Annotated in this window: 17 protein-coding genes; 7 read left to right on the top strand and 10 right to left on the bottom strand. The window is 60.1% G+C overall.

From position 1 onward, the window contains the following. The first annotated feature begins 213 nt into the window (after positions 1-213). The 3 genes from M1D44_RS19215 to M1D44_RS19205 all read left to right on the top strand — a co-directional run bounded on the left by M1D44_RS19215 (position 214) and on the right by M1D44_RS19205 (position 4,168). Positions 214-1,233 (top strand): GGDEF domain-containing protein, encoded by a 1,020-nt coding sequence (locus M1D44_RS19215; protein WP_316853652.1) that lies wholly within the window; start codon positions 214-216, stop codon positions 1,231-1,233. Positions 1,234-1,531: 298 nt separating this feature from the next. Continuing rightward, entirely contained in the window at positions 1,532-2,956 is a 1,425-nt protein-coding gene (locus M1D44_RS19210) for an alkaline phosphatase family protein (protein WP_316853651.1), read from the top strand. A gap of 3 nt (positions 2,957-2,959) precedes the next feature. Next, positions 2,960-4,168, top strand: a complete 1,209-nt coding sequence (locus tag M1D44_RS19205) for an alkaline phosphatase family protein (protein ID WP_428984662.1) — start codon at positions 2,960-2,962, stop codon at positions 4,166-4,168. Between the two features lie 648 nt (positions 4,169-4,816). Here M1D44_RS19205 and M1D44_RS19200 read toward each other — a convergent pair. Continuing rightward, positions 4,817-5,266, bottom strand: a complete 450-nt coding sequence (locus M1D44_RS19200) for a hypothetical protein (protein WP_112187471.1) — start codon at positions 5,264-5,266, stop codon at positions 4,817-4,819. Positions 5,267-5,390: 124 nt separating this feature from the next. Beyond that, positions 5,391-5,798 carry a CHAD domain-containing protein gene (locus tag M1D44_RS19195; protein ID WP_343228965.1) on the bottom strand — a complete coding sequence of 136 codons (408 nt, stop codon included), beginning with the start codon at positions 5,796-5,798 and terminating at the stop codon, positions 5,391-5,393. A gap of 280 nt (positions 5,799-6,078) precedes the next feature. Between M1D44_RS19195 and M1D44_RS19190 the strand changes: the two genes are divergently transcribed. Together M1D44_RS19190 and M1D44_RS19185 are read left to right on the top strand one after the other, a co-directional pair. After that, entirely contained in the window at positions 6,079-7,143 is a 1,065-nt protein-coding gene (locus tag M1D44_RS19190) for a porin (RefSeq protein WP_024977730.1), read from the top strand. Positions 7,144-7,655: 512 nt separating this feature from the next. Continuing rightward, the gene (locus M1D44_RS19185; RefSeq protein ID WP_316853649.1) at positions 7,656-8,909 is read left to right on the top strand and encodes an Hsp70 family protein; all 1,254 of its coding nucleotides are present in this window, start codon (positions 7,656-7,658) and stop codon (positions 8,907-8,909) included. Positions 8,910-9,131: 222 nt separating this feature from the next. On the opposite strand, the gene M1D44_RS19180 is transcribed toward M1D44_RS19185, so the two are convergent. Both M1D44_RS19180 and M1D44_RS19175 read right to left on the bottom strand, forming a co-directional pair. Beyond that, positions 9,132-9,764: a DsbA family protein gene (locus M1D44_RS19180; protein WP_316853648.1), complete on the bottom strand. Its 633-nt coding sequence runs from the start codon at positions 9,762-9,764 to the stop codon at positions 9,132-9,134. 166 nt (positions 9,765-9,930) lie between these two features. Further along, positions 9,931-10,551, bottom strand: coding sequence for an FMN-dependent NADH-azoreductase (locus M1D44_RS19175; protein WP_316853647.1), 621 nt, complete (start codon positions 10,549-10,551; stop codon positions 9,931-9,933). A gap of 110 nt (positions 10,552-10,661) precedes the next feature. Here M1D44_RS19175 and M1D44_RS19170 point away from each other — a divergent pair, with 110 nt between their 5' ends. Next, positions 10,662-11,093 (top strand): winged helix-turn-helix transcriptional regulator, encoded by a 432-nt coding sequence (locus M1D44_RS19170; protein ID WP_024977726.1) that lies wholly within the window; start codon positions 10,662-10,664, stop codon positions 11,091-11,093. A gap of 57 nt (positions 11,094-11,150) precedes the next feature. Here M1D44_RS19170 and M1D44_RS19165 read toward each other — a convergent pair whose 3' ends face one another. The 5 genes from M1D44_RS19165 to M1D44_RS19145 form a co-directional block, all read right to left on the bottom strand. Continuing rightward, complete coding sequence (locus tag M1D44_RS19165) at positions 11,151-11,516, bottom strand: hypothetical protein (RefSeq protein ID WP_024977725.1); 366 nt, start codon at positions 11,514-11,516, stop codon at positions 11,151-11,153. A 170-nt stretch (positions 11,517-11,686) separates the two neighbouring features. Further along, positions 11,687-14,824: an efflux RND transporter permease subunit gene (locus M1D44_RS19160; protein WP_037032001.1), complete on the bottom strand. Its 3,138-nt coding sequence runs from the start codon at positions 14,822-14,824 to the stop codon at positions 11,687-11,689. Next, the gene (locus tag M1D44_RS19155; protein ID WP_316853646.1) at positions 14,821-16,353 is read right to left on the bottom strand and encodes an efflux RND transporter periplasmic adaptor subunit; all 1,533 of its coding nucleotides are present in this window, start codon (positions 16,351-16,353) and stop codon (positions 14,821-14,823) included. The genes M1D44_RS19160 and M1D44_RS19155 overlap by 4 nt, the downstream gene beginning before the upstream one ends. Beyond that, entirely contained in the window at positions 16,350-17,651 is a 1,302-nt protein-coding gene (locus tag M1D44_RS19150) for a TolC family protein (RefSeq protein WP_316853645.1), read from the bottom strand. Before M1D44_RS19150 ends, M1D44_RS19155 begins: the two co-directional genes overlap by 4 nt. A 69-nt stretch (positions 17,652-17,720) precedes the next feature. After that, entirely contained in the window at positions 17,721-18,095 is a 375-nt protein-coding gene (locus tag M1D44_RS19145) for a copper resistance protein (RefSeq protein WP_235193209.1), read from the bottom strand. An 84-nt stretch (positions 18,096-18,179) separates the two neighbouring features. Between M1D44_RS19145 and M1D44_RS19140 the strand changes: the two genes are divergently transcribed. Beyond that, positions 18,180-18,890: a hypothetical protein gene (locus M1D44_RS19140; RefSeq protein WP_316853644.1), complete on the top strand. Its 711-nt coding sequence runs from the start codon at positions 18,180-18,182 to the stop codon at positions 18,888-18,890. Between the two features lie 88 nt (positions 18,891-18,978). Here the strand turns inward: M1D44_RS19140 and M1D44_RS19135 are convergent, their stop codons facing one another. After that, the gene (locus M1D44_RS19135; RefSeq protein WP_316853643.1) at positions 18,979-19,272 is read right to left on the bottom strand and encodes a hypothetical protein; all 294 of its coding nucleotides are present in this window, start codon (positions 19,270-19,272) and stop codon (positions 18,979-18,981) included. Between the last annotated feature and the right edge of the window lie 66 nt (positions 19,273-19,338).

Raw genomic sequence — 19,338 nt, 5'->3', positions numbered from 1 at the left:
GACGAACTCGCACTTCAGATGAGTCGCACGCGCGACTGGATCCCGGGTAAACAGCGCGCGTCTGCACGCGTGCGCAACCCCACCAACTAACTACATCGGCAGATGAACTTCAGCGCTTGTGCATCAACTACACTCGACTAAAACCAGAAAGGTTGTGGCTTGCGAGTTGATATGCGATTGGCAGACTTACTTGGCGTTAGCGGAGCCCGGCGTTTGAGCACCGTTGAAAGGCTGCCGGAATATGAGCAAGCGCTGTTGCGGATCTACCTGGGCCCGCTACCCCTCCTGGCCTATGCAGTCGTTGCATTCATCCAACCAACGCCTGAGGCATACCGAACGCTACTGGCATGTCTTTTTTATGTCGTATTCAGCGTCGGTACGTATTGGGCTGTCAACACACTGCCCGTCCCATCGCGTACGCGCTTAGTGACGACCACGGTCATGGACCAGGCTTCAGTGGTGATGATTCTTGCCGCAGGAGGACGGATTGCATTGCCCATGCTCTGGGCTTTCTTCTGGTTTTTGGTAGGCGCAGGGTGCCGCCATGGCAAACGCATGTTGGCACTCTCCTGCACTGTCGCGCTTGCTGGCATTGTCGCGCTCATGCGATGGGCACCGTGGTGGCAGGAGAATTTTTCCGCCGGGCTGGGCATCGCCTTTGGCGTTACCGCAACCTCCATATATTTGTCAGTGTTGGTCAACAGGCTCGAGAAGCGAGCCGCTACTGATCCTTTGACGGGTCTGAGCAATCGCAAAAGCCTTGAGAAGACCATCGCGCGCGTCCTTTGTGGTCAAGATGGCGAGGCGGAACGAACGGCTCTGTTGCTCATTGATTTGGACGGGTTCAAACAGGTCAACGACGCGTATGGGCACGGAGTAGGAGACTTGCTGCTGCAACGCTTTGCCCAAGCCTTGCAAGCTCGCATGCGCCGCGGCGATACGCTCTCCCGCCTGGGAGGCGACGAGTTTGTGATTCTGGCGCGCGACCTTTATCGCAAGACAGACGCGCAAGCCATTGCAGATGATGTCCAATCGGTACTGAATGCGATTCAAACCGTTGATGGGCATCCTGTTTCTGTGTCGGCCAGCATCGGCATCTATCTGTTTTCAACTGACGCACGAGGCGAACCCCTCGACATTCCTGCCATCTTGCGTCGCGCAGATAGTGCGATGTATCGCGCGAAGACCTCCGGGAAGAACCAGACCGCGTTCACCGACGAGCGTTTCCTCTGAAATGATGGGTGACCGGAAAACGCGCTCGCTCCCAAATGCGATCCGCTGCCGCTGCCGCTGCCGCTGCCGCTGCCGCTGCCAGATATTTAACCTCGCTGCCATCCCCAAGGCGTTGCATACACGCACCTAGTCTGGCAGCGGTCTTGGCAACATGTGCGCCACGCGCCGCATCCAGGCTGTTTGAATAAGAGCCACGACTCTACTCCGCGATCCTGTCACATGAGGGACCGAGCGCCACTGCTACTGTCCGCGCGTTCTAAGGATGCCTTCAGGGCGATACATAAGCGGGAGAAGTTGCGTGACTCAGGAGATTTCAACGGTGCGTTTCCAGACGCGCCGCCGATTGCTCGGTGCGGCGGCCGCGACGCTCGCCGGTGCCGGCTTGTCTGCATGTGGCGGGGGCGGCGATGGCAGCCTCGCGGGGGATCCGGGTGGCGCCTCATCTACGGGGAGCGCACCCGTGCCAACACAGTTAGTGCCACCGGTCTTGCCCGGTCCTGCGCAGTCGGGCATCGACCACGTCGTGCTGGTGGTGATGGAAAACCGATCGTTCGACCACTATCTGGGCTGGCTGCCGGGTGCCAACGGAAAGCAGGCTGGGCTCCAGTTCATCGACGCGTTTGGCAATCCGCAGAACTCGTTCCGCCTCGCGACCGATCCCAAGTATGGTTTTCAGGGTTGTGGCTTCGCCGATCCGGATCACAGCTACGAAGGGGCACGCATCCAACTCGACGGCGGGAAGATGGATGGATGGTTGCTGACGCCGGACACAAACAAGACGCCCGGCGACCTCTTCCCCATCGGTTACTACCAAGCCGAAGATCTATCTTTCTTTGGGTCAGCCGCCCGGGATTGGACAGTCTGTGACAGCTACCACTGCGGAATTCTGGCGGAAACCTATCCGAACCGGTTTTACCTGATGTGCGGCGAAACCGATCGACTGCACAACTCCAATGCAACCTGCTCGCTGCCGACAATCTTCGATCGCTTTGCCGAGAAGGGTGTGTCCGCCAACTATTACTTCAGCGACGTGCCTTTTACGGCGCTGTTCGGCGCGAAGTATCTCAACACATCCAAACCGTTCGCGACGTTTTTGACGGACGCTGCAGCCGGCACCCTACCTGCATTCTCATACGTCGATCCGCGCTTTACCGGGGAGAACCCGCAAGGCATATCTGCCGATGATCACCCGAACTCAGATATCCGAAACGGGCAGGTGTTTCTTAATCAGATCTATGACGCCGTGCGTAACGGCCCCGGATGGCAGAAGACACTGCTGATCATCACGTACGACGAATGGGGCGGCTTTTTCGACCACGTGCCGCCATTCAAACGCCCCGTCTCTGCTGCCGAGACGCAGTTAGGTAACGATGGCTACCTCGGCTTCCGTGTGCCGATGGTGCTGATTGGTCCACGCGTCAAGCGCGGGCATGTCAGCCATTGGCCGCTTGACCCGAGTTCGATCCACCAGTTACTGGCTTGGCGCTTCGGACTCAATCCCCTCGGTGCGCGTGGAGGCCTGCCGGACACCAATTCGATCGCCTACGCGCTCGACTTCATCTCACAGCCGAATTTAACGGCACCGGCTTACTCGGTTCCGCAAGGTCCGTTCGGAGGCGTGTGCCCGGGCTCCATCACAGGCAGCGCCCCCGGAATCAGCGGGGTTCCTGGCATCAGTTCCCTTCGCACGATCGCCACCTCGTTGGGCTTTCCTCTTCCTTGAATCATGGCAACCATGCGACTTTCCAAATTGAACTGGCTGACCGGCGGCATCGCCGCAACCTTCTTTGCATGCCTGCTGGCGGGCTGCGGCGGGGCAAGCGATGCAATCACCCCAACTGGCGGGGCGTCGTCGGCAGCAGCTCCAGTCTCGCCACCCGCGCAGTCCCCAGTGACACCCACAGCAAACAGGATCGGCCACGTTTTTGTGATCGTGTTGGAAAACAAGGGCTACACCCAAACCTTCAGCTCCGGCAGTCAGGCACCTTATCTCGCCAACACGCTAACAAGCCAAGGGGCGCTGCTGACTCAGTACTACGGTACCGGCCACAACAGCAACGATAACTACCTGACCATGATCAGCGGGCAGGCACCCAACGCGCAAACACAGACTGACTGCCAGTACTACACCGACTGGCTGGGCACCATGAGCCCCGATGCCAATGGCCAGGTGACCGGTACCGGTTGCGTCTATCCTGCCGCCATCGGCACGATTGCCAGCCAGTTGGATGCCAAAGGCTTGGCTTGGCGCGGCTACATGGAAGACATGGGCAACGATCTAACGCGCGATGGCAGCCCAACCTGCTCTCACCCCGCGCTCAATGGCAAGGACGGCACCCAGACCGCCACCGCGACTGACGGCTACGCAACACGCCACAACCCGTTCATGTATTTCCACTCGGTGATCGATCACCAGTCGTACTGCGATAGTCATGTCGTGCGGCTCGATTCTCTGGCCACCGATCTGAATAGCATTGCGACCACACCCGCGTTCTCGTTCATCGTGCCGAACCTTTGCAACGATGGACATGACGAGCCAACCTGCGCCGACGGCAAGAGCGCGGGCGGCTTGCCGGCGGTCAACCACTTCCTGCAGACCTGGGTACCGCAGATCACCAACTCGCCGGCCTTCCAGTCCGATGGCTTACTGATCATCACTTTCGACGAATCGGATACGAGTGACACCTCCGCCTGCTGCGGTGAGCCCACTGGTCCGAATTCGGTAGCACCGGGCCTCACTGGTCCTGGCGGTGGCCGCGTCGGCGCTGTGGTGCTCTCGCCTTTCATCAAGCCGGGCACGGTCAGCAACACGCCCTACAACCACTATGCGCTGCTCAAGAGCATCGAGGACGTGTTCGGGTTATCGCATCTTGGCTATGCCGGCATGAACGGCTTGCAGGGCTTCGGCAGCGACGTCTATACAGCCGCGCACTGATGTTTTGAGGGTTGTGCGTTCACCCCCAACGCCGGTCAGTTGGAGGGTCAACGTGCCGTCGCAATCGAGATGGTGATGGTCAACATGTCTTCGGCGAGCGCCCTCGGTCGGTGAGGGCATAGGCCGGGTAGTCAGATGGGTGTCTCTCGCTCCTCAACGGATGCCGAGAACCACCGTAGAGCGAGTGCCCGGCCTTCCCGCATGCCTGCGGAAATTGCGGCGTCCATCGAATCAAAGTCGGCAGAGATATGATGGAACCGCTGCATCTTTGGGTACGACATGTCGTCGCCTTTCGGGCCGCAAACAAAACCCGTGTACGCGTACCGAAAATCGGCCCCCCGTCCAAGGACCGCGATCACATGTATCGAGCAGCCCCGAAACTCTTGAATCGACCACGCCTGCATATTGCCCCCACCACGCTTCCCCGTCCGGATATTGTCCCGTGGGTAGCGAGTGCATGGCAATGAGGGGAGGCTCAAATCACATTCGTGACAAATCACGTTTGTGAAAAATTTCCGTCATAACGCGCGTGTAACTTGGCGCCGCGACGAGAGACGCACCCCGCCTTCTCGCCGCGCGCAGCCCGATGGCTGCGTTTTTTTGCCCTCCGCTCTGCCGGCCTGTCCAACAAAGGGAGGGCGCGGCGCGTCAACCCTTTGCTGGCCGCCCGGTCTTTACCGACTCGACGCTGGCGACTGCGGTCAGCAGGCGTTTTGCCGGAAGCGATGCAAGCAAGGCGAGTCCGGCCCGCAGCAGTTCGCTCTTCTTGACCTTCTGCCCGCCTGCGAGACACCGTTCCTTGAGCTCGGCCAGCTTCCGATAGTCCTCTTCCGGCATCGTGAAGCTATCTCGGACCACCTTAGTTTTTTTGGGCTTTTGGCAGGCCGCCGCCTCGGCCGAACCTGCGGCACCATTGGCCGGCTTCACGCTCTTCTGGTTCTTCTCCTGCGCGGCTGGCGCTGCCGCTCGCTTAGTCGAGCTTGGCTTCACCACTCGTGCATCTGCGCCCGCTACGGATTTGGTACGGCGCGCCTTCGTTGTCGCGCTGGTGGACGCAGTCTGATCAGTTGCTGCTTGCTTTGCCATTTCAAGATCCATTTTTTACCCCTCCTTTCTGACGTGTTTGGAAACAGTATATACAGTTTCCGTGGCGCACAAAGTTTGAGCACACCGAGCCGATTCAAGTCCAACGCGGGTTGACAGAGCTCGAAGCGTGCTTTGTTCACAGCTTTTGTGGATAAGTAACGCAACCCCTCAGCCACTGGACGAACAGGTCGTAAGCCGCCGCGTACTCCGGGCTAACCGGGACTTGCCCCAGGTATGCTGCTCCGATGACCACGTCGTTCAATTCTCCGAGCGCGTCTTGAAGCTGTTCAAGCCGTCGAATGCGCTTGCGGTCCTCCTTGCTTAGCACTTCCGCGAAGAACTCAAGGAGGTAACACAAGCGTTTCATCTGGATGAGAGTCTGATGCGATTCCTGCAAGCCACCATTCGACGCGCGGCGAAGCGCCTTGGCAACCTGTCTCGATGCCCCAGCAATGCTGGCGTGGGCGAGTTCTCCGAGAGGCTCACCGCTCTCTGTCTCCGCCTGAATAGCCTGCCCGATGGCCTCGTTGAAAGAAGCTATCAGCCCGTGGGGCTCAAGGCTGCCGAGAGCTATGCGGCTTGCCGTGTGCCGCGCTTGATGCTGTAGGTAGGGCCCGTCGTAGTTTGCTTTTCGAGTAGCGCAATACCGGAGCCAATTGTTTCATTAATAGAAACATTAAATCCACATCCTCGTTGATTGTTTACTTATTGCTGTCACATCACTGACGCATTCTCTCGCCTCAGCGTTAGGGGGCACGTTCAATAGCAGGTCACGACAGGCCCCAACGCAGATTCGTTTGTTCAAACAGCAACTGAGGCTAACAGTGAAAAAAACTCTCCTCGCCGTGACGATGGCAGCCAGCACCTTGCCTGCCGCCGCATTCGCGCAGTCTTCGAATGTCACGCTCTATGGCATTGTTGACGCCGGCATCAGCTATCAAAGCCACGTGAACGGCGGCGCCAACGGGAATGGCTCCGTCACGGGGCTCACCTCCGGGGGGCTGTCCGGATCGCGCTGGGGAATCCGTGGCGTTGAAGATCTGGGGAATAACCTGAAGGGTATCTTCGTATTGGAAAGCGGCTTCGACATCGACACCGGCAAATCTGCGCAGGGTGGTCGGTTGTTTGGTCGCCAGGCCTACGTCGGCTTGCAGGGCGATTTCGGTGCCGTCACGATGGGGCGTCAACAAAACGCACTTTACGACCTGTTCGCGGCTTACGACCCGATGGCCGTTGGGCCAAACTACTCGCTGAATTCGGTGGACAACCAATTCAACGGCCGAGCCGACAACGCAGTCAAATACACAGGCAAGTTCGGCGGCCTGACTGCAACGGGCTTCTATAGCTTCGGGCGTGACAGCAATTCCGGACTTGGCGGTGAAGTCCCCGGCAGGTTCAAGGTGGGCAAGAACTATGGTGCGGGCGTCGCTTACGCAAATGGGCCGCTTTCGGTGGGGGTCGCCTATGACCAGTACCAGGGCAGCACCATCGCCGCATCGGGACTCGATGCCAAACGCGCTGCCATTGGCGCTTCTTACGCGGTGGGCGATGCCAAGGTATTTGCCGGCTACCGCTGGCTGCGCGATGAAGTCACGACCGGCACGGCACGCCACGACAATCTTTACTGGCTCGGCGCGCTCTACAAATTTACCCCTGCCTTCACTCTGACGGGCGCTGCCTACTACACGAACGCACGTACCGACAGCAACAGCTCCTGGATGTTCGTGCTGAACGCGGACTACGCGCTGTCCAAGCGCACCGATGCCTACGCGCTGATTGGTTATGTGAACAACAAGGGAAATGCAACCTATGGCGTGACCGGTACGGCTAACACTATGCCGGGCCAGAACCAGACTGGCGCGATGGTCGGCGTGCGCCACCGCTTCTAGTACATCCCAATCAGGCAGGGCGACGCGTCTAGGGCGCGTCGCCGATAGATCATATCGACCTTGACTTGTCACTGGGTTCAAGGACGTTTGGCCGGCGCTTTCGCCGGCCATTTTTTTGGAACGCCGTGAGTGCCACGCTCTTAACTAGATGAGCTGCAAGACTGCTGCTACGCACCCATCCAGGCAGGACTGCCATCGTTTCGAGCGGTTAAGAGTTGACAACAGATGTCTCGTGAATTTGCTTTCAGGCTGGGAAGAAACCTCTACCCCAGGTAACTTTGCTTCCCGAGAGCTGCCTCTCGTGAATGTCGGTAATTGGCTGCGGATTCAACCGGCCGATGCAACGTATTGATGGAATCGTTCCGCTGACGCATGACGGCGCGTAACAGCGGGCGCTGTGAGGGGATCCGTCGCACAAAGCCATTACAATAGCGCCCCTTCGCCGGTGGCGCCCGCTCCTGATATCCCGTGCAGGCGCATGCCTCCCGCTGTACTCGAGAAGCCACAATCCTATGATGTCAAACGCTTGCGGCGTCGATTTCGGCACGTCCAACTCCACCGTCGGCTGGCTGAGATCGGACGCACCCACCCTGCTGCCGCTCGAAGACGGCAAGGTTACGCTGCCTTCCGTCATCTTCTTTCACGCCGAAGACCCGCTGGTCAGCTACGGCCGTGCCGCGCTGACCGACTATCTTGCCGGCCACGAGGGGCGCCTGATGCGCTCGCTCAAGAGCCTGCTCGGCACGTCGATGATGGACGACAGCACCGAGGTCATGGGCCAGGCCATGCCCTTCCGCAAGCTGCTGGCGCATTTCATCGGCGAACTCAAGAGGCGCGCCGAGCGCGCCGCCGGCCATGAATTCCGCCGCGCCGTGCTGGGCCGCCCGGTGTTCTTCATCGACGAAGATCCCAAGGCCGACCAGCTCGCCGAAGACACGCTGTCGGAAATCGCGCGCGACGCCGGCTTCGACGAGATCGCCTTCCAGTACGAGCCCATCGCCGCCGCGTTCGACTACGAGGCCGGCATCAGCGGTGAAGAACTTGTGCTGGTGGCGGACATTGGCGGCGGTACGTCGGACTTCTCGCTGGTGCGCCTGTCGCCCGACCGCGCGAAACGCCCTGACCGCCGCGAGGACATCCTCGCCAACGGCGGCGTTCACATTGGTGGCACCGACTTCGACCGCGCCTTGAGCCTAGCCAACGTGATGCCGCTACTGGGCCTGAACAGCACGCTGCGCAACGGCAAGGCGATGCCGTCCGGCCAGTATTTCGACCTGGCGAGCTGGCACACCATCAACCACGTGTACACGCGCAAGGCGTGGGCGGTGGTGATGGACAATTACCGAGATGCCGCCGACACCGAAAAACTCGACCGCCTCATCCGCCTGATCCGCGAGCGCGCCGGCCACTGGCTGGCCATCCAGGTGGAAGCCGCGAAGATCGCGCTGTCGGACGCCCCGGTGGCGGAGATCGACCTGCACCGCATCGCGCCCGAGTTGAAGCAGCCCGTCACGCGCGAGGACTTCGACCAGTCGATTGGGAAGCTGGTCGGCAAGACGGTCTCGACGGTGCAGGCGATGCTGAAGACGGCGGGCGTCGCAGCGGAAACGGTCGATACCATTCTCTTCGCCGGCGGCTCCAGCGGGGTGCCGTTGCTGCGCGAGCAACTGGCGCAAGTGCTGCCGTCGGCGCGGCGCGTCGAAGGCGACCTGTTCGGCGGGATCGGTTCTGGCCTGGCGCGCGATGCGGCGCGCAAGTTTAGCTGAGGGGATGAGGGGCGGCGGGACGTTTCGAGCGTATCGAACCATCCGGGCTGGGATATTGCTGTAGACGAGGACCACGCCATGCGCGGCACGGTTTCGCAAAGCTGCAATGGCAGAATTAACCGACACGGAACTCAGAGCAGCACTGTGGGTGACCGTGGCCGATTGGCGATCCTACTGGGAGCAGAAGTAGCGTCGCAAAGTCCGCATCAAGGGGAATGGGCTCTAGCCGGCGCGTAGTGCCGCTTTGATGGACGAAGCAATCTCGTCTTCGGTGCGGCCGCCATTGATTTCGGGTCCATTACCAAAAACGAAGTGAGGAACCGACCGAACGCCCGCAGCGGCGGACCTGGCTGCTTCCATCTCGACACGCTTGTGTTGCGTCATGTCCAAGGCGATGGCGCGAGCCTCTGCGTGATCGAACCCATGGCCGATAGCGATGTCTGCAAGCACATCGACATCGGCAATGTTCTTTGCGTTGAGGAAGTAGGCCTCAGTGATCGCTACCGCGAGACGATGCTGCGTGCCGCGTTCTGCTGCGGCTTGAATGAGCGCATGAGCAGCCTGGGTCGGATAGGCGTAAAGCTGATATCTGAGGTCCAGATTCAGCCCGGAGGCCCGAGCGGCAGCTTCGGGTCTGGCGAAGGCGGCACTGGGGTCGGTGACGCCGTAGCGCGAGCGAAGCAGATCGGGAATAAACAGTCCAGAGGACGGCGCATCCGGCAAAAGCAGCACCGGATGATGATGAATGTCCGCATTCAGCTCTGGGAAGCGTTCTGCAAGAACCTTGTCGAGCCGATGCTGGCCGACAAGGCACCAAGGACAGGTGATCTCGGTATAAAGGTCGATTTTCAGCATGGTGCTTCTGTCGTTCGTCTGCTGTTTGCGATGCCGGGAGCGGCCCGAAGGAATGTCGTGTCCGCCGCTTGGTTCGCGTTCCAATCTACGTCCACGTCGCTATCCGCTGGCCCATCCGTAAGGGTCGGAATCCTCACCAGCGCCCAATCCAGATCGGTGCGGACGATCAAGCAGGCTGGGTCAGCAAGGATTGCAGCGCTTTGCCCGCCGTAGCGATTGCCGCCTCAGCCGCTTCGGGGCCATAAGCTGTCCCTTCGATACGCAGTTGCTCGATGTCGGTCATGCCGAGGAAGCCGAGCAAATGCTTCAGATAGCCGCTCTGGAAATCCATGGGTGCGAAGGGACCCTGGGAGAAGACGCCGCCGCTGGCCGTAACCAGATAAACCTTCTTGCCCCTCACGAGACCCTCGGTGCCATCGCCGCCGTACTTGAAGGTCACGCCCGGCCAGGTCACGTAGTCGAACCATGCCTTCAACTGCGTGGGCGGGCCGAAGTTGATCATGGCCGAACCAATGACAAGGATGTCTGCGGCTGCCAGCTCCGCGATCAGTGCCTCGGCCAGCTTCACGGCTTCGATTTGCGCGGGGGTGCGCGATTCAGGCGGCGTCACGCGACCATCGACGTAGCCGTCATCAATGTGCGGAAGCGGGTCGACCGACAAGTCGCGAACCGTCAGGGTGCTGCCCGGGCGCTGGTCGGCAAGTTGCCGGGCCAGGTCGGCGGCGAAGCGCGTGGACAGGCCGTCGGCACCGCGCGGGCTGGACGTGATCAACAGGATGTGACTCATACAAGCTCCTATGGGCTAAAATCAGAACTAGGTAATCCTTATGAACCTAATTACCTTTGCATAGTTAGGATCGTATGGTTCCTAACTGATCCCCACAAGAAGGCACATGTATGTCACTGAGTCACACCGATCTACCTGGCTCTCCTAAGCCGAACGAACGCGACTGCCAGGCGACGCGGAAGATCCTTGATCGCGTTGCCGACAAGTGGAGCCTGTACGTCATCACCACGCTGCAGGGGGGATCTCGGCGCTTCAATGAGCTCAAGCGAGAGATCGACGGGATCTCGCAGCGCATGCTGACGCTGACTCTACGTGGGCTGGAGCGCGACGGCTTGGTCACGCGGACGGTGTTTCCGACCATCCCCCCGCGCGTCGACTACGAACTTACGGAACTGGGTCGGACGCTCTTGGAGCCAGTGATGGCGCTGGTCGCCTGGGCGGACAAGAACACGCAAGCGATTGCAGAAGCGCAGAGGCGCTTTGACGAAGAACCCAAGCCAGAGCAGGCCACGATTCAAGGTGTCGTGTATCAGCGGCTGTGAACGGCTGCACGCAATGGCCTAACGCCATTGAAGGCGCCGCCCTGGGAGAGATTCGGATCAAAGAAAGAAAAGCGCCACACCGAACGCCACAAGCACGCACCCGCAAACAAGTTGCGCCTGGAGAATGGGCCGCCACCCGGGGTAGCCATATGGAACGGGCGCCGAAAAGCGATGCGGGACAGGCAAGCGCAGCAGCCAGATTCGCCATGCGTCGGATATCGCCATTACGCCGAAACCCTGTGCGAAAAACTGCGGCAACCGAATCGGTTGCCGCTCAATAGGCAGGCGGAAAAGTTGCATCGCAACGAAGGCAATTCCAGCCAGTATCAATAGCCCGCACAAGACCCGGTAGACCAGGGTGACGACCATCTTGAGCCACTGAGGTGCACTGCTATCGCCTTGCGGTACGGCGGTGTGATTCATGGTTAATGGCCGGCTTTATCTGGAGCGCTTGCTCCTCGGCGACCTTCAGCCCGCCTCTATACGTTCTCGGGCTTCCTGATGCAAGGTGATCACGCCTCTAACGCTGCCAAGCACCTCTCTCGGGACACGCTTTCTTATTTCCCGAAGATTGGTTGTCACGAAGGCGACGGCTATGAAGAACCACTCTTGAGTTGGCGCCTACGTAGCAACAAGTAGCCCGCCGGCACGACAAATAGCGACAGCAAGGGGGCGGTCACCATGCCACCGAGCATGGGTGCAGCAATGCGCTGCATCACCTCTGAACCCGTGCCGTGAGACCACATGATTGGAATCAGCCCGGCCAGGATGACCGCGACAGTCATCGCCTTGGGCCGCACCCGCAACGCTGCCCCCTCCTCAATCGCTTCGACAAGGGATTGCACATCCGCAGCACCATTCGCCTCACGCGCTGCCCATGCCTGTTTCAGGTAAAGAAGCATGATGACGCCAAACTCCGCCGCCACACCTGCGAGCGCAAGGAAGCCGACGATGCCGGCAACTGATAGGTTGAATCTAAGCAGGTATAGCAGCCAGAAGCCGCCAATCAGGGCCAGTGGAAGCGTGCCCATGATGAGCAGCGCCTCTTCGAAACGCTGGAAGACCAGGTAGAGCAAAACGAAGATGATGAGCAGCGTGAATGGAACCACGACGCTCAGCTTTGCGGTGGCACGCTCCAGGTATTCGAACTGTCCAGACCAGCTCACGGAGTAGCCGGGAGGCATCGGGACAGCCTTGGCCACAATGCCTTGCATCTCCTTCACGGCCGAGCGCAAGTCGCGCCCCCGGATATCGACATAGACCCAACCGGACAAGCGAGCGTTCTCGCTGCGCAGCATCGGCGGCCCCTGGACGACTCGGATATCTGCAACATCGGACAGTCGAATCTGTTGCCCGCGCTCGGTCACGATGGGTAGCGCTCGCAACTGCTCAATCGAGTCACGGTAATCACGGGGATAGCGCACGTTGATGGGGAAACGTGCCAGTCCGTCGACCACCTCACCGACGTTGTCGCCGCCGATGGCCGAAGACACGATGCTCTGCACATCCTCAATGTTCAGTCCATAGCGACCGGCCGCTGCACGATTGATATCGACGTCGATGTATCGACCACCAGACAGCCGCTCAGCAAGCGCCGAGGTAACGCCGGGAACCTGCTTCACCGCCTCTTCGATTCGGGTCGTGAGCTGGTCAATCTCCTTGAGGTCAGCGCCCGATACCTTGATGCCAACTGGGCTCTTGATGCCGGTGGCCAGCATGTCGATACGGTTGCGGATGGGCGGCACCCAGATGTTCGACAGGCCTGGAACCTTGACCGTGCGATCAAGCTCCTCCACCAACTTGTCCGGGGTCATGCCAGGCCGCCATTGGTCTCGCGGCTTGAACTGAATCGTAGTTTCGAACATCTCCATCGGTGCAGGGTCCGTCGCGGTGTCGGCGCGCCCAGCCTTGCCGAATACCGAAGCGACCTCCGGTACGGTCTTGATAAGCCGGTCGGTCTGCTGGAGCAATTGAGCGGCCTTACCGGCAGACAGACCCGGTAGTGCTGACGGCATGTACAACAAATCGCCCTCGTCCATGGGAGGCATGAACTCCGCACCAATTTTCAGTGCCGGCCACGCTGTCAGCGCCAGCAAGACACCGGCAATCACCAGCGTTGTCTTCGGAAAGGCAAGAACGCGCGCAAGGACCGGCTGATACGCGCGAATCAGCCAACGGCTGAGCGGGTTGGACTGTTCGTGCGGAATCTTTCCTCGAATAAGGTAGCCCATGAGCACCGGGACCAACGTCACTGACAGCCCTGCCGCCGCCGCCATCGAATAGGTCTTGGTAAACGCCAGCGGCGAGAACAGCCGCCCTTCCTGCGCTTCCAGGGTGAAGACCGGGACGAAGGAAAGCGTGATGATCAGCAGTGAGAAGAACAAGGCGGGCCCCACCTCGGAGGCCGATTCTCCAATCACTCTCCAGCGCTCCGCCCCGTCGAGGCCTTGATCCGGATGCTCTTCATGCCAGCGCTCCAGATGCTTGTGCGCGTTCTCAATCATGACGACGGCAGCATCCACCATGGCGCCAATCGCAATGGCAATCCCACCAAGCGACATGATGTTGGCATTGACCCCTTGGTATCGCATCACCAGGAAGGCGGACAGCACGCCAAGCGGCAACGAAACGATGGCGACGAGTGCCGAGCGCAGATGAAACAGGAATGCAAGGCAGACGACGGCAACAACGATGAATTCCTCGATGAGCTTGTGCGTCAGGTTGTCGACTGCTCGATTGATGAGCGACGACCTGTCGTAAGTCGGCACAATCTCCACGCCGGCAGGCAAGCTCTTTTGCAGGGTCGCCAACTTGGCCTTGACCGCCTCAATGGTCTCCAACGCGTTCTTGCCGGACCGCAGGACGATGACGCCACCGGCTACTTCGCCTTGTCCGTTGAGTTCGGCGATGCCCCGACGCATTTCCGGCCCCAGCTGCACCGTAGCGACGTCCCCGAGCCGCACGGGTATGCCGGCATCACTTGTCACTACGGGTATCTGGCGGAAGTCATCGAGGGTCTTCAGGTAGCCACTGGCCCGCACCATGTACTCGGCCTCACCCAGCTCCAGTACCGAACCGCCTGTTTCCTGGTTGGCACCTTTGAGAGCAGCGAGAACCTTGGCCTGCGAGAGGTTGTAGGCTCGCATCCGGTCGGGTTGCAGCACGACCTGGAACTGCTTGACCATCCCGCCAATGGAGGCGACCTCGGCCACGTTGGGCAGTGATTTCAGCTCGAAGCGCAGGAACCAATCCTGCAGCGCACGCAGCTGACTCAGGTCATGGCTGCCGGTCTTGTCGACCAACGCGTACTCGTAGACCCAGCCCACACCGGTGGCGTCCGGGCCCAATGCGGGCTTGGCCCCGGCAGGCAGGCGTGACTGCACCTGGTTGAGATACTCCAGCACGCGCGAGCGCGCCCAGTAGAGGTCGGTGCCGTCCTCGAACAAGACATAAACGAACGAATCGCCGAAGAATGAGTAGCCGCGAACGGTCTTGGCCCCCGGTACCGACAGCATCGTGGTGGTCAGGGGATACGTCACCTGATTCTCCACAATCTGCGGGGCTTGGCCAGGGAACGGCGTCCGGATGATGACCTGCACGTCCGACAAGTCTGGCAGTGCGTCAAGCGGCGTGCTACGGACCGCCCACAAGCCCCACCCAGTGAGCATGACTGTCGCCAGCAACACCAGGAATCGATTGCGAATGGACGCAAGAATGAGTCGGGCAATCACGGTTTGGTCCCTCCCTGTGCGGAGACAGGCTGAACAGAAGACAGAACTGCCATGCCGTCCTCATCCAAATGGAAGCGGAACCGGATTTGCTGCCCGGCCCTCAGGTCCTTAGGCAACCCGGTTGGCGGCGCCATGAATTCCATCGTCATCGCGCGCCAGTTCAGCGTCGGAATCGGCCCATGGGAAATCGTGATGCCGTCCGAAGACACGGCTTCAATGCGGCCAACGCCCTCGTGCTCTTGCGCGGCCACTGCAGCAGCCGGGGCGGATGCGCTTTCCATGCGCGTTGCAGTACCCCGCAGACTGGCCTCCGAATCGAGCAGGAACTGACCCGATGCAACAACCTTTTGGCCCGCCTTCAAGCCTTCGGTGACCTCTGTCTGCCCGTTTGCCTCGGCACCCGTTTTGACCTCGGCGGGACTGAAACCACCATTGCCTGAGTCGACCATGACAATCGTGCGGCTACCCGTGCGAATGAGGGACTCGGTTGGAACCAGCAGCTTGTCTGCACTGCCCTGTGAGCCAAAGCGGACATTGACGAACATCCCGGGCACCAATTGCCGGTTCTTGTTTTGCAGTTCGATTCGGACTTTTAGGGTGCGCGTGGCGGGGTTGACGTCCGGAAGGATGGCGTCGACTTTGCCAGTCAACGTCTGACCGGGAAACGCCGAAGCCGTGGCCGTAATTGGCTGGCCTGGTTTGGCGACAGAAGCCTGACTCTCCGGGACTTCGGCCACGACCCATACCGTTGAAAGGTCCGCCACGCGGAAGAGCGTCATGCCAGGTGTGACTGTCATGCCGTCCCGGACACCGACCTCGGTAATGACACCGTCGACTGAGCTTGCGATGCTCAGCCGAGGCTGAAGCTTGCCCGTGGTTTCAGCGAGCCGAATTTGCCCTTCAGTCATGCCGACTTGCCGCATGCGGGCAAGCGCAGCGTCACGCAGGTTGCCGTGCAGCTCTGAACCCGCTCTGGCGACAGCCAAATACTCCTCCTGAGCCGCGACCCACTCTGGAGCGTAGAGGGTCACCAGGGGCTGGCCTCGCTTGACAGGGTCCAGCGTAGTCTTGGCATAAGCGTGTTCGACAAAGCCCGTCGTACGCGCTTGAATGACCTCGATTCCGCGTTCGTTGATGGCAACGTTACCGGGCGCTTCCAGCACCGAATCCAATTTACCCAACTTCACTTCGACGGTCCGGATACCCAGGTTCTGCGTGATGCGGCTGTCGACGTTGACTGCGGCCGAGCCTGCACCAGCATCCTCATAGACCGGAACCAAGGGCATATCCATGAAGGGCGACTTTCCTGGCTTGTCGAAGCGCTGTGCGGGCACCATAGGGTCGTGCCAGTACAGAATCTTCTTACCTGTCTTAGGGTCAACATCGCCAGCCTTAAGGCTCACGCTTGCACTTGCTGCGGAGGTCTGCGCGGAGTTTGTGCCGTGCTTCAGACCCACTTGGTATGCCCCGTACAGTGCGCCCCCTGCGAGCAGCACGGCTACCGCAGCGCCGATAACATGCTTTTTCATTTGAATTCCTTCGCGTCGATGCCGGACTGCGCGGTGGGTAGCGGAATGAGGTAGGCCAGTTCGGACCAGAGCTTCGCGGTCCGGGCTTCAAGCGTGAGTCGTTCCACCGACGTATCAATCACGCGGTGGTTTGCTTGAGCGACGGCAAGCAACGGCCCGCTGTTCGTTCGATAGGCCGTCAGCGCAGCGTCAACCTGGGCTTTAGCCAACGGAAGCATCTTTTCGTCGTAACGTTGCAGCCTCACGAGATTGCGCTGCAATTCAGCCAGCTTGGCCGCAATCTCGGCCCGCGTCGTGCGCGCCATCACCTCGGACTTGGCTCGCGCTTCCTCCGCGCTAGCCAGCTTTGCAGCAACTTCCCGGTCTTGGCGGTTCGCGCGGTCCCATGGCAAGGGGAAGCTGACGTTAATGGAGGCCATGTTTGCGTAAGCCGGACCGCGCTGGCTGTACATCAACTCAACGGAGACGTCCGGCTTGCGGGCTTCGGTTGCAACGCGCACATCAGCCTCAGCGAGAGCCACATCGCGTTGAGCCGCCTGCAACTCCGGCACCGCGTCCATGTCGGCCTGGCCTAGCCGTTGAATGCGAGGCGGAACAACGATGGGCGGGCGCTCTGAAAGAGGCCGATTGCCGGCTGGTCCAATCCACCGCTCGAGGTTCGCTTTGGCAGCATCAATGGCGGCCTGGTTCTCGTCGCGGCGGTCTTGCAACTTTTGAATCTCCATCTCCGCCGCAAGCACATCGGCGCGTGAGCCACGCCCACTCCTGTAGGCCGCAGTCGCCGCCTGTAATTCGAGTTCAAAAGGACTGCCGTGGTGACTGAGCAGCGCGTCGGTCTGCTCGGCATACCAACGGTCAAGCCACGCAGAAGCGACGCCCCGCTGAACGCTGGCAAGACCCACAGTCCGCTGCGCCTCAGCAGAAGCCGCTTCCGCTTCAAAACGTTCGGAGCGTCTGCGGCGTTTGTCCGCCCGCGTGAACTCTTGCATCACGCTGATGGACCGCATGGTCATGAAGTCCCGACTGACGGAGTACTGGTCTGGACCGCTCAGCGGAACATTGTTGACGCCGTACTTGAGGACGGGATCTGGCAGTTGACCGGCAGCAACCGCCATTTGCGAGGCGGCTTCCACTGAGCCGCGCGAAGTTTCCGCGTTAGCGGACCGGGCGGTGGCAAGCGCAACGGCTTCTTCCAGGGAGAGTGGGAAGTTTGGCTCCGCCTGCGCGACAGCAGGCACAGCCAAACCAATGACGGGCGCAATGATTAGCACCCGCAATAGACGACGGGAAAAACACATAGGACCTCCGCGAGCAACGACGACTGTCTCGATATAAAGAGACAGACCTAAACAGCGTCGCTCAGGAGGCTACGTTCGATAACAACAGTGAAAGATGGCGTGCGGCGGTGGGGGCGCCCTCGCGACGGACCCTTCGCGTAAGGATGCTGCGAAGGCAGACGTGGAAACGGGGGTGGGTTCAATCACACCCAGCAGGACCGGCAGAAACGCTGGGCTTTGGGGGGAGAAATGGTCAGCAGACTTATCGTTGAGCTTGCAATGTTCAAGGCACAGGCCGTCGTGCTCCCCGATGTTCTTGTGCGCCTGCGCCACCATCTCCGGACAGGATTCCATCATGCCAGCCATCTCGTCCATGGCGCTGAACGAATACAGATTTCCCGCGCAGGCGTAGGCTGCCGCTGCCAGTTGGACTGTCAGGAAAGCAACTACGAGAAAGCCGGTCATCCACAGCCGGCGAAGGGGCATGCGCACGCTATCTCTGTCGATTTGGCGGGAACGTTAGCAGCGGTCGTTTTAAGTTGATACGCGATGGCTGACGTCATCGTGTCATGCGATCGCGTCGAGCAGCGACATTCTCATGATGTACTTTTCCCCAACGGGAAGGTGAAGGTCAAGGGTTCACTCTCCACGTTCGCACGGCAGTTGACGAGCATCAATTTGAAATCGGTACGCTGGCCTACATTCGCTACAGGGCACTCGGCCTCATCCAAATTACGAAGGAGCTCGGTCATCATGAAGAAATGCAGCGTATCTCTTTTTATTGCGGCGACCGCTTTGGCTTGGGCACCGCTAGCTTTTTCCGCCACACCGGCTAAAGACGCTGCTCACAACGTCCATCATGCTCCCGAGGTTCCCGAAACACCGGCAGCAGCGCCTCAAGGCAACCCTGAGGCAGACGCCCAGATTGCCCACTTGCGCGCAATCCGCGAACGGATGTCCCGGGCAAATACCCCAGAGGAGCGCCAGGCACTTCAGGCCGAGCGCGCTCAGGTCATGCAGCAAGCCATGACCGGGATGCAGAAGTCCATGGGAATGGCCGGAAGGATGCAACCATCAAACGGCAAAGGCAGAGGCAAAGCCGCGACTACACGGATGCAAGGGTGTCAGGGCATGATGGGCCAAAACATGGCTCTGATGCAGGAGATGATGCAGTCGATGATGGACGGCCAAGGCATGATGGGTGGCCAGGGAATGATGGGGAACGGTATGGGTATGGGCGGCGGCATGATGACGAAGTAGTCCGCTCGGGACCGGGGCGTCGCCGTCCTCCAGATGGAGGAGGCACGGGCAGCGCTTTCGGTTCTCTTGGAAGCGCGCACCGCATTCGCTAAACTGGCGTCTCCAGCTGTCCAGCTGCGGCCGCCGCTCCATGCTTCGTTTCCTTACGCGCTTCCTTCTCCTGCTCTTGATTGTGGCCGTGCCGCTGCAAGGGGCTAGTGCGGCCGCGATGATGGCAAAAGAAGTCCTTGGCGGCCATGGCCCCACTCAAGTGACGACTCAAAGTCACAATGCGAATGACGCCGTTGTAATGGCAGCTGCCGACGACGACGACCATTGCTTGGTACGTTCGCATGCCGCGCCAACGGAATCCTCCGGGAAATCTGCCAAGCACGCTGGCCATGCTTGCTCTGGGTGTGCCGCGTGCGCCCTGTGCTCTGTTGTTCCTTTCTCCTTCCCTCTGTCCATT

The organism is Ralstonia sp. SA306 (genome assembly GCF_054792405.1).
The sequence above is the reverse complement of the archived record's forward strand: the minus strand, read 5'-3'. Positions and strand labels throughout refer to the sequence as shown.